Raw genomic sequence first — 12,651 nt, 5'->3', positions numbered from 1 at the left:
ATTACATTTGTAAAAAAGACAATAATGAAATCACTATTTTACATCATCTTCTTTTTAGCTTTTTTATCTGCCAATGCTCAAACCACATATTCAGAATTGGTACAAGAAGCTATGAAAACAATGAACACTTCAAAAGACACTACTACTTATAAAAAAGCGTTAAGCATATTTGAAAAAGCTTTTGATAAGTTTCCTGACAGCATTACCGATACTGAGCTATATTATTCCTCTATTATTGCAGCTGATTTAAAAGAAAACGACAAAGCCTTTAAATACTTAATTCCACTTTCAGAGTTAATAGAAGATGAAGAGGGGTATCCTGGTTGGGACTATGTTGTTGGTGAATATGCAGATGAAGACTATAAAAATATTCAAAACGATAAAAGATGGGAAAAATTAAAAACTAAGGCTTTAAAAAGAAAAACTAAATTCTTCAGTAATCTCAAAAAATCGGAGGAAGAGTTTTTCAACACTTTAAAAATAGATTTCCCTAAAACCTTAAAGAACGAAGCGCTTTTTAAGTTTTTAAAAGAATTTAAACCTTATATCCCAAAGCAACAACAAAATTATTCAATAACATTTAAAATAAACGACTCTTTAAAAACATCTTATTACGTTCATTTACCCCAAAAATACACTGCTAAAAAAGAATATCCTGTTCTTATTTTTTTACATGGAGCTGTAAGACACAATAAGTTTTCTGATTTTGAAACAAAAAGTAACTTAAAGTATTGGAACAGGTATTATACAAAGTATGCGGATGAAAATAATGTTATTTTAATTTTCCCTAAAGGAAACAAACATTATAATTGGATGACCTCTGATGCTGGTTTTTTTATAGTGCCTTCAATTGTAAAACAATTAAAAAAAGCTATTAATATAAACGATAATAAAATTTTTATTTCTGGCCATTCTAATGGAGCTACTGGAGCATTTTCCTATTTGATGAAACAACCTAATTTATTTGCTGGATTTTATGGTTTTAATACTGAACCAAAAGTATATACAGGTGGAACTTTTATTGAAAACACACTCAACCGTTCATTTATTAATTTTTCTACCGACCAAGATTACTATTATCCCCCAAACGCTAATGATAATTTAGTTAAATTAATGAAAAGTATAAACGCAGATTATAAAGATTATCGGTATAATGGTTACCCTCATTGGTTTCCTCAATTCGATGCTTCTGAACCTGCCTATAAAATTCTTTTTTCAGATCTAATTAAAAGAAAAAGAAACCCTCTTCCCAAAAAAATAACTTGGGAGTTTGATGATAACGATTATGGAAATATTGATTGGCTAACCAATATAAAACTCGATACCATACAGAAAAAATCTCAATGGCATAAGAATTTAAATTTTGATATAAAAAAATGGCTGGAGAATGGTAAAAATGATAGTCTAATAGTAAAAGACGTAGATAAGAAAGCCTTTGGATTTCCAAGAAAATCAGGAAAAATAATTGCAACCTATCATAATAACACCTTTAAGGTTCAAACCTCTCGGATTAAATCTTTTCAAATTAAAATTTCTCCAGAAATGATTAATCTTAAAAAGAAAATAATCATTTATATTAATGGAAAACGCTACTTTAAAAAGAAAATAAAATACGATAAAGAGTTTATGTTACAAAACTTTAAAAGGAACTTAGATCGTAAACGTATTTGGGCAAACTCTATTAAACTAACAATATAAATACAAAAAAATCCCGAACTAAATAGTTCGGGATTTTTTTGTATGACGTTATTTCTTATTGAATTCCGTAAAAAGAACTCATGTTATCTTCAATATCAGACGCTTTTTTAACCGCCTCATACATTTGGAACGTTTTATTCTGTCTTTCAGCTACAATACGCTTTCTATATGTATCGTAGTTAGGTAAAGCTGTTGGTAATCCTTTCTTTTCAATAACAAAGGTAAATACTCCTTTATCTCCTACTACATTTTTAACTACTTCATTTTCTTTTGCATTAATCATTGCTCCTACTACTTTTGGCTCAAAACCTACGCCAGAAATCGTTGGTGATTGTAAGTTTACATCGGTAGCAACTCTTACTGTTTGATTTACAGATTTAGCAATTTCATCTAATGTTGAACCACTAATTTTATCTTCAATCATTTTTGCTTTACGCTCATTTGTTAAGATAGGGCGTACACTAGCAGTTGCCTTATCAACAGGCATTAATCCTTTTGCCGTTTTTGAAGTCAATACAGCTACTACATACCCTCCTTCAATATCAAAACGTTTGAAGTCTCCTTCGTTTACTTCTTTGTCAAACGCCCAAGTAATGACTTGTCTTTCATTCCCTAAACCTGGTACACTTTCATCTAATGCTTTTAATCCAACAGCAGGCAAAGAACTTAAGTTCTTTTCTTTTACAGCTTCTTCAAAAGCTTTTCCATTTGCTAACTCTAAAGCAAATGTTTCTGCATTTTGAAATACTGTATTTTCTGTTTCTTCTGAAGCCTCAATCTTACGTCCAAAAGTAGCTAACTTCACTACTGGTTGGAAGTTCTTTTGTCCATCAATTTTAATTACATGTAACCCAAATTGAGTTTTTACAACTCCCATGTTACCTTCTTTTCCTTCAAAAACAAAGTCTCTAAATGACGGCACCATTCTATTATATGCAAACCAATCATAGAATCCTCCTTTTTCTGCAGAACCTTGATCTGATGACATCTCTTTGGCTAAATCAGCAAATTTAGATTTATCCGCTTTTACAACTGCTAATAAGCTATCTGCAGTTTTCTTAGCTTCTTCTTCAGTCTGAACAACTGTTGCGTCAGCACTAGCAGAGCCTACAAAAGGGATTAAAATATGACTTGCTTTCGCAGAATCAGGTAACTGTTTTACTTCTGTAATTTTAGATAATTTAAAGAACCCTGCATCTTTATACGGTCCAAAAACATCTCCTTCTTTACCGTTGAAAACTTCTTCTGCAATTACTTGAGGAACTTGAATTTTAAACTTATAACTATCATCTAATCTTACATCAGAATCATTTTCTTCTAAAAACTCACTATAATCTGTAGTATTCTTTAATCCTTTAACTGGTGTATTGTTCACTACTGAGTCTTCTATTAACTTAGCTATATTAGCCTTAATAACTTCTTCATCTTCTGTTGTAGGTTCAATGTTGAATTTTACAAAATTAATATCTCTTGAAGCTTCAACTTGAAAAGCTTCTTGATGCTTATTTATATAATTTTGAACATCACTTTTCTTTAAGGTAACTAAACTATCTGCAATTGTAGTATAAGGTACATATACATATTTACCAGACACTTTAGTGTTTTCTGATAAATATCTAGACTCTCCTTCTTTTAATGAAGCACCTAAACCAGCAGCAACTAAGTTGTCGTATGTTGTTTTTTCTATATTGCTTTTAATAGAAGCCATATATTTTTGCCAAGCAGCCCACTCTTGTCCATTTTCTTCTTTTATAGTAGCTAAGTGTTCTTTTAACTTGTTTTTATCGAAAATACCTGAAGTTTGGAATCTAGCATCATTTTGAACTACTGGAGTTTCATATAAGGCGTTTAAAATATCAGCATCACCAACTGTAATTCCTGCTTCTTCTAGTTGCTTTTTGTATATTTTTTGACGGATTAAGTTATTCCATACTGCTTTTGCAGCTTGCATTTCAGACATGCTATTTCCTGTTTGTGCTTTGTAAGCTTCTAGAGCTTCAGCGAACTCTTGACGAGATATAGCTTCGCCGTTAACTTCACCTATTTCATTTACTTTACTTGCACTAAAAAAGTCTGATATTGTAGAAGGGTCTAATACAAAAGCAAAAAGTGCTAAACCAATTACAAGAATTAAGAACATTGAACGTTCTCTAATCTTCGATAAAATTGCCATACGTCATTTATTTTATTAACAGTGTGCGAAAATACAATTTCACATTAAATAATGCAATGTTTTTTTATGCTGTTTTTGAGGGAGTTCTCTCTATAAAAGGAGGAAAGTTAATCTTCTTTATGAATTACTTTAAAATAAATATCATTAATTTTAGTTGCACTTACTTGCAAGATTTTAATTTGAAAGTTTTCTATCTGTAAAACTTCATCTTGTAATGGTATTGTTTCTGTATGGTTTAAGATAAAGCCTCCGATTGTTTCGTACGCCTCTTCTTTAGGAATTCCTAAACTATATTCTTCATTTAGGTAGTCAACCTCTAAACGAGCCGAAAATTTAAATTCATTTTCACTAATTTTTTCTTCTAATAATTGCTGAGTATCATGTTCGTCTTCAATCTCTCCAAATAATTCTTCAACAATGTCTTCAACTGTAATAATACCTGAAGTCCCTCCGTATTCATCAACAACAACCGCAATGCTTTTTCGTTTCTTTATTAAATTATTAAGTACATCGTTAATAATCATAGACTCAGGCACAAACTCTACAGGTAATAAAATTGACTTGATGGTGCGTGGTTTTTTAAACAACTCAAAGGCATTTACATACCCTAAAATATCATCTAACGAGTTTTTATAAACCAAGATTTTTGACAATCCAGTTGTAATAAATATTTTCTTAAGACTGCTTACTGTCTCATGTAAATCTACTGCAACAACCTCTGTTCTTGGCACCATAATTTCACGAGATTTCACTTTATGAAACTCTAAAGCATTTTGAAAAATTTGAATTTCAGAATCTACTTCTTCTTCATCGCTTCCTGCATCTAATTGTTCAGAAATATAATTACCAAGCTCTTCTTTACTAAATTCTGTTTGAATTTCATCTTCTTTTGTTCGAAAAAAAACATGCAAGCAAAAATCTGAAATTTTAGTAATTACCCATGTAAATCCGTAAAAAATAACATAGAAAATATAGGCTGGTATAGCAAAAAATTTAAGCATCTCATTTGCATAAATTCTAAAAATAGCTTTTGGTAAAAACTCAGCTGTTACCAAAATAATGACGGTTGAGATAAGCGTTTGCGTTAGTAAACTTATATCAGACAACACATAGTTTACAACTATATAATCGGAAGGTAAGAAAGATTGAAACCATTTCATTAACAGCTCCCCCATAAAGTAACTATAAATCACCAAAGCTACATTATTACCGACCAACATAGTAGTAATAAATTTTGAAGATTTTCCCGTTAACTTCGTTAAGATTTTAGAAAGTATTCCATCTCCTTTTTTCTCTAGTTCTATATGAAGTTTATTGGCTGAGATAAAGGCTATTTCCATCCCAGAAAAAAAGGCTGAAAATAAAATAGAAGTAAGAATAATTAAGAGTTCGGGTTGCATTAACGTTCTTTGTTTCTTTTTTCTACTTTTCTTCTAAAATGTCGTTTAAAGAAGAAAATTAATATGATAAAGATAGCAAATCCAAACATAATAAACGCTTCTTGTCTATCAGAATTCCATTTTAAGATTCCCTCAACAAAAAAGACTACTCCTATAACTAAGTATCCATATTGTAAATATTTCCAAAGTGCATTCATTATATATCTTTTTGTGTTGTTTCTATATCTCCTGTAATATCTTTAGCTATCCATTTAGTTAAGTCTTCACTCGACTCAAATCCAAAACCATTAATTACAGATTCTGGAGTTGTAAACCGGAAACCATCTTCTGTAAAGAAGTAATGTTCTTTTTGATCCCAAAATAGTTGATTGGTTTCTAACTTTGTTTGGTTTGTATGGTTGGTAATCACCACATTTCCTCTAATCTCTGATATTTTTGTTTTATTATAGGTTAATGCATAATTACCTGAGATTGTTGTTGAGTCTGTCCCTGTCTTGTCTATTGTAACAATTTCAATTCCTTTAGGAAACTCACTATAAGGATGTTCTTTCCTATTTGAATAATCATAAAAAACAGCTGCCTTTGTTTTTGAACTTATTCTCCCTGAATCTTTGTGTACATGATAAATATTTACTGCCGAACCTACTGGTAAATTTTTATCTGCTAAAAAATCCCGTACCTCCTTTTTAGAGTTGGTACAAGAAAAAAACATTGCCACCAAACAAATGGTAGCAATGCTATTGTATATATGTGTTGCTTTTTTAAGCATTAAACTCTATTAAGGTACACGAACAGTTTCTCCAATCCAACACCCTACTCTATAACTAGCACCTGAAGACATTCCTTTTTGGAATATTAACTTTTTTGATGGTACGTTTTTTCTATAACTAGATATGTATCTGTTAGCTCCACATCCTGGATCAACTTTTTTAGCTTTTAAAGCTTTATTTAAAGCTGCTACATATACCATTCTTTTTTCGAACTCATCACTACCACATGAATTTGCACTTCTTTGGTATAAACTTGCAATGAATAAATATGCTTTCCCCATATTAGGATTGTACTTTAATGCTTCGTAAGCTAAAGCTCTAGCTCTACTTCCACCAGCATTTTGTGCTTCTCTTAGCTTATACTTAGCCTTTTTAAATGGATCTGTTTCTAAGTCGAATGCCTTCTTTCTCATTTCAGCAGCTCCACCATTGTCTCCGTTTTTAGCTAACACACCAGCTAAGAAGTTATATGCATCAGCAGATTGTGTAACCTTAGCATATTCATTTGCTAATTTTTCAAACAAAGGATCTGTTTGACACTCTTTATTATACATTCTTGACACTGCTCTTTTTAACCAAACACCATCTGTTTTGTTCTGCTCAAAATCTCTAGAGTAGATAGGTATTAATCTTTCACAAGTTGCTATTTTAGAAATTTTTGCATCTAAACCACCCTCTACTTGACCTAATGATGATGAATTGATAGTATATGCTCTTAAAAGACTCTTTTCTCTAGAGGTAATAGTCCCTACAGAATCTTTCTCCTGTAATTTAGCTATTTTCTTACTATAATCTTCTAATTTTTCATCAACAGACTCCATTACATCATCGTATGTATCGAATACTTTTTGTGGATTTGTATCTTGGTGCTTATCTGCTATCATTTGGAAATATCTAAAGATATTTTTAACTCCCATATCTTTTGGAGAGATATTATAAGCTTTCTTTAAGATTTCAAAAACCTCTTCATCTGACGCCAATTTATTCTCTATTAGGAACTCAGCATAATCACTATGTGCTTTTGCCGCTGCTTTGTTTGGAAAATTAGCTAATCTTGTCTCATATACTTTCTTAGCTAAAACTGGATCTTTTAAGTTTTCAGCAACCTTAGCTCCATATTTATAAATGTTAATAGATAATGTAGCACAGTTATCTAATAAGTACTCTAAATTTGGTTTTGCTTGAGTATATTTCTTAGTTGTAGCATCTCCTTTAAAAAGATTATACTTGATATGACACTCTTGGCTTGCTTGCGCTTTCGCTCCATTTACGGCTACAAACAAAAATAATCCTGTTAGTAAATACGTAATTTTTTTCATCGTTCTCAGTTTTTGTTAATCTATTTTATTCTTATGAAACCACTTAAGACTATTTAAAGATAAACTTAACCTTACGTTAAAGTAGTTTTCTTTTATTAAGTTATTGTTAGTCGTTCCTCTTTGCCCGTACTCAAATCCAACATTTACGTTTGATAATTGTCTTGGTAATGGCAATCCTAGTCCAACATTTATGCCAAAGTCTTTTACTGCAGTAAAATTATTGGTAGTTTTTACTAACAACCCTGTGTCTTCAAAACGCAAACCTGCTCTATAGGTCACTCTATCCCAATAACTTGAGATTGAATTTATTTTTGGAATGTAGTACCCTCCTATTGCAAACTTACTTGAATCATCATACTTATGAGATGATCCATCAGCTATAAAAACACTGTTACTTCCTAAAGCGCTTTGGAATTCTTGGTTGATTCCTACATACCACTTATTTTCTTTTCCTAGACCGAAACCATAAACACTTTTCAAAGGTGCATTTATGTTTCCATTTAAAGTTCTATTGAATAGTTCATCTCTTGGAACTTCTTGCCCAGACCCACTAAATGATAATGAGTACATTTTCTCCGACCCTTTTGCAGATAAATCTGTAGACATGGTAAATGATGCTCCTGTAGATAATTGCAATTTATTTTTTAGTTCTGTTTTGTATTGTAACCCCAGCTTAAACTGTCCGCCTCTAACATTAAAAGATTCTTCATGTTTAGTTGCTAATGCGACATCTGCTCTTTGATTTAAAACGCTATTATCTATATTCCCAAAAATAAAACCAGCTTCTGCACCAATAGACAAACCTTTATAGACATACATACCAAAACTAGCGTATATTTTATTCGCCCCTCCTTCTCCTGTAAATAAAGTAACATTATCAGCATCATTATCATCTAACAATGAGTACCCTACAGATGAAAAAGGTTGTAAACCAACAGATAAACCTGCTTTTTTTCCAACTGGAAAACCTAATGAAATGTACCTTAAACTTGTTGAATTTCCTGTTTGAGAAGCATCTTGTTCTTTAACAGTTAAAAAAGTTAAGCTACCTCCTATAGCATAGGTTGCAGCCCTTAAATCAGCATTCGACGCTGGGTTTGTAAAATTTAGGTGATGATAATCTTTCATTGCAACACCAATACCTCCCATAGAAGCTTGTTCTACTGTTACTGCCTCAAAATTTTCACCTATACCAAAATAAGAATATGGTGAAGCACTATTTCTTTGTGCTAATATTGTTGACGTAGTTAGTACAAAAACTCCTAATATAAATCTCTTAATCATTCGCTAAATTGTGTATCAAAATAGTATGTAACCCCTCCAAAACAAAATTTGGATGGGCAAATATGACACTTTTTAATTGTTTTGACAAAAAATATGTATCCCCTCCTGTTAAAACTACTGTTAAATCTGGATATTTTTTTTGATATTGTGCTATAATTCCATCTATTTCATTAGAAACTCCATTGATAACCCCTGAATGGATTGAACTTTTTGTATCAACCCCTATAAAGTTTTCTACTTCCTCCATTTCTAGTAACGGTAATTTGGAGGTAAAAGTGTGTAATGCCTTATACCTCATAGCTACTCCTGGTGAAATTGCACCTCCTAAGTATTTCCCTTCATTAGTAATAAAATCGTAGGTTATGCATGTACCTGCATCTAGTACCAATACATTCTTATTTGGAAACTTATTTATCGCTGCTGATGCTAATGCTATTCTATCAACTCCTAGTGTTCTTGGCGTTTTATATAAATTTTTAAAAGGAATCTTAGTCCTTGAATTCAAAAAAACTGGATTTAAGAGTTCTACAATTTTTTGCTTTTCTTTTTCTGTAAAATTAGCTACAGAAGATATAATACTATTGGAAATTGAAAATCTTGAAATAATTTTTTTTAGCTCTGAAATTATATTTGCTTTCTCAAAAACAAATACTTCCCTAATAGTATCTATTTCAAAAACAGCTACTTTAACTCTTGTATTTCCAACATCAATAATTAGGCGCATATTTCATTTCTTAGAACTTGTAAATTTACGGCACATTTTTTTAAAGTTTTTACTTTGTATAATTAAAAAACGATTGTATATTTGCATCCGCTTAACGAAAGTAGCAACTGGTGCCTTAGCTCAGTTGGTAGAGCAAAGGACTGAAAATCCTTGTGTCCCTGGTTCGATTCCTGGAGGCACCACAATAAAGCTCGTAGCGCCTGTTACGAGTTTTATTTTAAAGATATTACTTTTAAGCAATGACTGGTGCCTTAGCTCAGTTGGTAGAGCAAAGGACTGAAAATCCTTGTGTCCCTGGTTCGATTCCTGGAGGCACCACGATAAAAACCCGAACAAATTTGTTCGGGTTTTTTAGTTTTTAAAATTATAGGATTCAACAAGCTATTGAGTCTTTTTTTTACTATTTTAACTTAAACTTCATTTCAATAGGTAAATGATCGGATGCTTGACCAAATTGAGTTAGTACTTTTCCCTCCACATACTCTATAGAATCTTCTGTATAAAAAACATAATCAATACGTTCTACTGGATTTTTTGTGTCAAATGTATTTTCAGGGTTCTCAACAAAAAAGGCCGCATTTCCTACTCCATCCATTGCAAACATTTTTTGAATAATAGCTTCTTTATCCCTTGCTTTTGAATTAAAGTCTCCTAGTAAGATTGTTGGATACTCTTTTTTATACTTATTAAAAAGGTTCAACACATACTCAAACTGTCTTACTCTTGTTGTTTTATCAAACGCTTCTAAATGTAAATTTATTACCACAACTTCTTTTCCTTCTAAAGTAATTTTTGTCACCTGTACTAACCTATCTAAATACAACGCATCTCTATAAAAAGGGTTATCAGCTACTCTCTCCAAAACAATACGTTCATAATCCTTTAAATTATATTTACTTAAAATTGATTGACCTGAAACTATTTTACCAAAATGTATGCTTGGCGGCCAATATGGAAACGGCACATAATGTTCATCCCAATTTATACCTCTTGCCACATAATTATAACCTAATTCTGCTAATTTTTCTTCCTGGTTTATTTCATAAGACCTTGCTGCATTATAATCCACTTCTTGAAGTGCTATAATATCTGGATTCACTTTTTTAACCTCTGTAAGTACCTTTTTTAAATTTGAATCAAATAATTCTTTAGGCTTAGCAATTGCTCGGTTATTTGTCATTCCACTTAAATAACCAATATTATAAGTTACTATACTATAGATTGAATCGTTATCAGTTATAGTATTGTAATTGTGCGTAATAATTTTAGCGTATTCTTCCTCATCCATTGTTGGAGAGGATGCCCAGAAAAAAAATAGTGCAAACACACCCACAACTAGTAATAAAAACCTTAAAAAAAATCTAAAATTTGACTTCATATAAAATTAAAAAAATGTTAAAAACGCTTTCAAATTTAAACTTTTTTAATTTCGCACGGTCTTAGAGATGTAAAATAATTACAAACCTTAAAATTTAATAACATGAAGAGATTACTAACAATCTTGATTTTAGCAGTTGGGTTTACTGTTACTACTCAAGCTCAAAAGAGAGATAAAGCTAAACATGAAAAATTAACTGTAGAACAAAAAACAGAATTAGCTGTAAAAAAAATGACCTTACAGCTTGATTTAACGGAAGCTCAACAAAGACAGGTAAAGCCTTTAATAGCCGAACAAGTTGCCAAAAGACAGGAAATGTGGGCTAAAAGAAAAGCTATGAAAAAAAGCGGTAATAAACTTACTGCTGATCAGAAATATGCCATGAAAAGTAAAATGCTTGACAAGCAAATTGCTTACAAAACTAAAATGAAACGTATCTTAAACGAACAACAATATGAACGTTATGAAAAAATGACTGCAAGAAAAATGAAAAGGCATAGCAAGAAAGGTGACCGCAAAACACATAAAAAAAGAAAGCATCGTAAAGAAAATCAAAGCGATAAGTAATATCGATTTATAGTAGATTAGTTTTTGATTGAAAAAAGCTCGGTTTTGGAAACAGAACCGGGCTTTTTTACTTTCTTTATTTATTCTTTAAACCAACTTGAATACTTTACGTAATTATTAGCGATTCTGTCAATTTCACCTGAAATAAGTTCTTTAGAAATATCTTTTACTTTTTTTGCTGGCACTCCAGCATAAATACTCCCGCTTTCAATATGTGTGTTTTTTGTTACAACTGCTCCTGCTGCAATGATGGAGTTAGATTCTACTACACAATCATCCATAATTATACTTCCCATACCTACCAGTACATTATCATGAATAGTACATCCATGCACTAATGCATTATGACCTATCGATACATTGTTTCCTATAGTAGTTGGTGATTTTTGATACGTTGCATGTATTACTGCTCCATCTTGTACATTTACTTTATCTCCCATTTTTATATAGTGTACATCTCCGCGAATAACCGCATTAAACCATACACTGCACGCTTCTCCCATTTGTACATCACCTACAATAGTTGCATTTTCAGCAATGTAGCAATCATTTGGAATTTGAGGGTGCTTCCCTCTTACTGGTTTTATAATTGGCATAAATTTTTATTTAAAATATGATAATAAGTTTGCTTTCTTGGATGCTGAAACCATAATCTCTTTTCCATTTGACAGCATAACACTACCCCCTTTTCCTTTTTTATACTTTACTATTTCATTAACGTTGACTAAAAACGATTTGTGCACTCTAACAAAAGAGCTGTCTTTTAAAATATCTTCAAAATATTTAAGCGTTTTACTTACCACCTTTTTAGAGTTTTCAAGATAGATTTCGGTATAATTATCATCTGCTTTACAAAATAAAATTTCTTCAACAGCTACTACTTCAAACCCATCTTGTTGCGGAATCGTAACCTTTCCATTTACTTGGTGCGTTGTTTTTGGAGTTAACACAGTAGTTTCTAACTCATTTTCTTTTTCTTTAATTTCAGTTACAATACTCACTGCTTTAATCAACTCATCTATCGAAATAGGTTTTAACAAATAATAAGTTGCTTGATTATTTAATGCCTCAATGGCGTAATGATCGTAAGCAGTTACAAAAACTGTTTCAAAAGTTTGGTTTTCTACTTTTTCTAATAAGTCAAAAGCATTTCCAAAAGGCATTTCTACATCTAAAAACACTAAATCTAATTCATGCTGCTGAATCAACTTATACCCCTCTTCAATATTACTTGCTTCACCTAACAACTCAACATTTGGGCAATATTTAGTAATATAATTTCGTAGAACATCTCTACTTATTTGCTCATCTTCAACTATAATTGCTTTTATCTTCATC

12 protein-coding genes and 2 tRNA genes are annotated in these 12,651 nt (G+C 31.4%); 4 read left to right on the top strand and 10 right to left on the bottom strand.

All coding sequences use genetic code 11. The features are described from left to right. Nucleotides 1-24 precede the first annotated feature (24 nt). Nucleotides 25-1,698 (top strand): alpha/beta hydrolase-fold protein, encoded by a 1,674-nt coding sequence (locus C7448_RS04680; RefSeq protein ID WP_115900210.1) that lies wholly within the window; start codon nucleotides 25-27, stop codon nucleotides 1,696-1,698. Between the two features lie 55 nt (nucleotides 1,699-1,753). Here the strand turns inward: C7448_RS04680 and C7448_RS04675 are convergent, their stop codons facing one another. The 7 genes from C7448_RS04675 to C7448_RS04645 all read right to left on the bottom strand — a co-directional run bounded on the left by C7448_RS04675 (nucleotide 1,754) and on the right by C7448_RS04645 (nucleotide 9,368). Further along, the gene (locus tag C7448_RS04675) at nucleotides 1,754-3,871 is read right to left on the bottom strand and encodes a peptidylprolyl isomerase (protein WP_115900209.1); all 2,118 of its coding nucleotides are present in this window, start codon (nucleotides 3,869-3,871) and stop codon (nucleotides 1,754-1,756) included. Between the two features lie 107 nt (nucleotides 3,872-3,978). Continuing rightward, nucleotides 3,979-5,271 (bottom strand): hemolysin family protein, encoded by a 1,293-nt coding sequence (locus tag C7448_RS04670; protein WP_115900208.1) that lies wholly within the window; start codon nucleotides 5,269-5,271, stop codon nucleotides 3,979-3,981. Next, entirely contained in the window at nucleotides 5,271-5,468 is a 198-nt protein-coding gene (locus C7448_RS04665; protein WP_115900207.1) for a hypothetical protein, read from the bottom strand. Before C7448_RS04665 ends, C7448_RS04670 begins: the two co-directional genes overlap by 1 nt. Then, nucleotides 5,468-6,040: an LPS export ABC transporter periplasmic protein LptC gene (gene lptC / locus C7448_RS04660; RefSeq protein WP_245939434.1), complete on the bottom strand. Its 573-nt coding sequence runs from the start codon at nucleotides 6,038-6,040 to the stop codon at nucleotides 5,468-5,470. Before lptC ends, C7448_RS04665 begins: the two co-directional genes overlap by 1 nt. Nucleotides 6,041-6,049: 9 nt before the next feature. Next, the gene (locus C7448_RS04655) at nucleotides 6,050-7,360 is read right to left on the bottom strand and encodes a hypothetical protein (protein WP_115900206.1); all 1,311 of its coding nucleotides are present in this window, start codon (nucleotides 7,358-7,360) and stop codon (nucleotides 6,050-6,052) included. Nucleotides 7,361-7,375: 15 nt separating this feature from the next. After that, nucleotides 7,376-8,644 (bottom strand): hypothetical protein, encoded by a 1,269-nt coding sequence (locus tag C7448_RS04650; RefSeq protein ID WP_115900205.1) that lies wholly within the window; start codon nucleotides 8,642-8,644, stop codon nucleotides 7,376-7,378. Next, entirely contained in the window at nucleotides 8,637-9,368 is a 732-nt protein-coding gene (locus C7448_RS04645) for a type III pantothenate kinase (protein ID WP_115900204.1), read from the bottom strand. Before C7448_RS04645 ends, C7448_RS04650 begins: the two co-directional genes overlap by 8 nt. Nucleotides 9,369-9,477: 109 nt before the next feature. Between C7448_RS04645 and C7448_RS04640 the strand changes: the two genes are divergently transcribed. Then, a tRNA-Phe gene (locus C7448_RS04640) sits at nucleotides 9,478-9,550 on the top strand. A 63-nt stretch (nucleotides 9,551-9,613) separates the two neighbouring features. Next, nucleotides 9,614-9,686, top strand: a tRNA-Phe gene (locus C7448_RS04635). Nucleotides 9,687-9,768: 82 nt separating this feature from the next. On the opposite strand, the gene C7448_RS04630 is transcribed toward C7448_RS04635, so the two are convergent. Further along, nucleotides 9,769-10,656 (bottom strand): endonuclease/exonuclease/phosphatase family protein, encoded by an 888-nt coding sequence (locus C7448_RS04630; protein WP_245939433.1) that lies wholly within the window; start codon nucleotides 10,654-10,656, stop codon nucleotides 9,769-9,771. A 213-nt stretch (nucleotides 10,657-10,869) separates the two neighbouring features. On the opposite strand from C7448_RS04630, the gene C7448_RS04625 reads away from it, so the two are divergent. Continuing rightward, entirely contained in the window at nucleotides 10,870-11,313 is a 444-nt protein-coding gene (locus C7448_RS04625) for a hypothetical protein (protein ID WP_147300496.1), read from the top strand. 80 nt (nucleotides 11,314-11,393) lie between these two features. Here the strand turns inward: C7448_RS04625 and C7448_RS04620 are convergent, their stop codons facing one another. Next, complete coding sequence (locus tag C7448_RS04620; RefSeq protein ID WP_115900201.1) at nucleotides 11,394-11,909, bottom strand: gamma carbonic anhydrase family protein; 516 nt, start codon at nucleotides 11,907-11,909, stop codon at nucleotides 11,394-11,396. A gap of 6 nt (nucleotides 11,910-11,915) precedes the next feature. Beyond that, a complete protein-coding gene (locus C7448_RS04615; RefSeq protein WP_115900200.1) occupies nucleotides 11,916-12,650 on the bottom strand; it encodes a LytR/AlgR family response regulator transcription factor in 735 nt (244 codons plus the stop codon). Between the last annotated feature and the right edge of the window lies 1 nt (nucleotide 12,651).

The sequence above is a fragment of the Tenacibaculum gallaicum genome, from assembly GCF_003387615.1.
Lineage (GTDB): Bacteria > Bacteroidota > Bacteroidia > Flavobacteriales > Flavobacteriaceae > Polaribacter > Polaribacter gallaicus.
The sequence above is the reverse complement of the archived record's forward strand: the minus strand, read 5'-3'. Positions and strand labels throughout refer to the sequence as shown.

What these genes read in the sequence shown, in the direction of transcription:
- C7448_RS04680 (WP_115900210.1), top strand. Translation starts at nt 25, where the DNA reads ATGAAATCACTATTTTACATCATCTTCTTTTTAGCTTTTTTATCTGCC.
- C7448_RS04665 (WP_115900207.1), bottom strand. Translation starts at nt 5,468, where the DNA reads ATGAATGCACTTTGGAAATATTTACAATATGGATACTTAGTTATAGGA.
- C7448_RS04645 (WP_115900204.1), bottom strand. Translation starts at nt 9,368, where the DNA reads ATGCGCCTAATTATTGATGTTGGAAATACAAGAGTTAAAGTAGCTGTT.
- lptC (WP_245939434.1), bottom strand. Translation starts at nt 6,040, where the DNA reads ATGCTTAAAAAAGCAACACATATATACAATAGCATTGCTACCATTTGT.
- C7448_RS04675 (WP_115900209.1), bottom strand. Translation starts at nt 3,871, where the DNA reads ATGGCAATTTTATCGAAGATTAGAGAACGTTCAATGTTCTTAATTCTT.
- C7448_RS04620 (WP_115900201.1), bottom strand. Translation starts at nt 11,909, where the DNA reads ATGCCAATTATAAAACCAGTAAGAGGGAAGCACCCTCAAATTCCAAAT.
- C7448_RS04615 (WP_115900200.1), bottom strand. Translation starts at nt 12,650, where the DNA reads ATGAAGATAAAAGCAATTATAGTTGAAGATGAGCAAATAAGTAGAGAT.
- C7448_RS04670 (WP_115900208.1), bottom strand. Translation starts at nt 5,271, where the DNA reads ATGCAACCCGAACTCTTAATTATTCTTACTTCTATTTTATTTTCAGCC.
- C7448_RS04630 (WP_245939433.1), bottom strand. Translation starts at nt 10,656, where the DNA reads ATGGATGAGGAAGAATACGCTAAAATTATTACGCACAATTACAATACT.
- C7448_RS04655 (WP_115900206.1), bottom strand. Translation starts at nt 7,360, where the DNA reads ATGAAAAAAATTACGTATTTACTAACAGGATTATTTTTGTTTGTAGCC.
- C7448_RS04650 (WP_115900205.1), bottom strand. Translation starts at nt 8,644, where the DNA reads ATGATTAAGAGATTTATATTAGGAGTTTTTGTACTAACTACGTCAACA.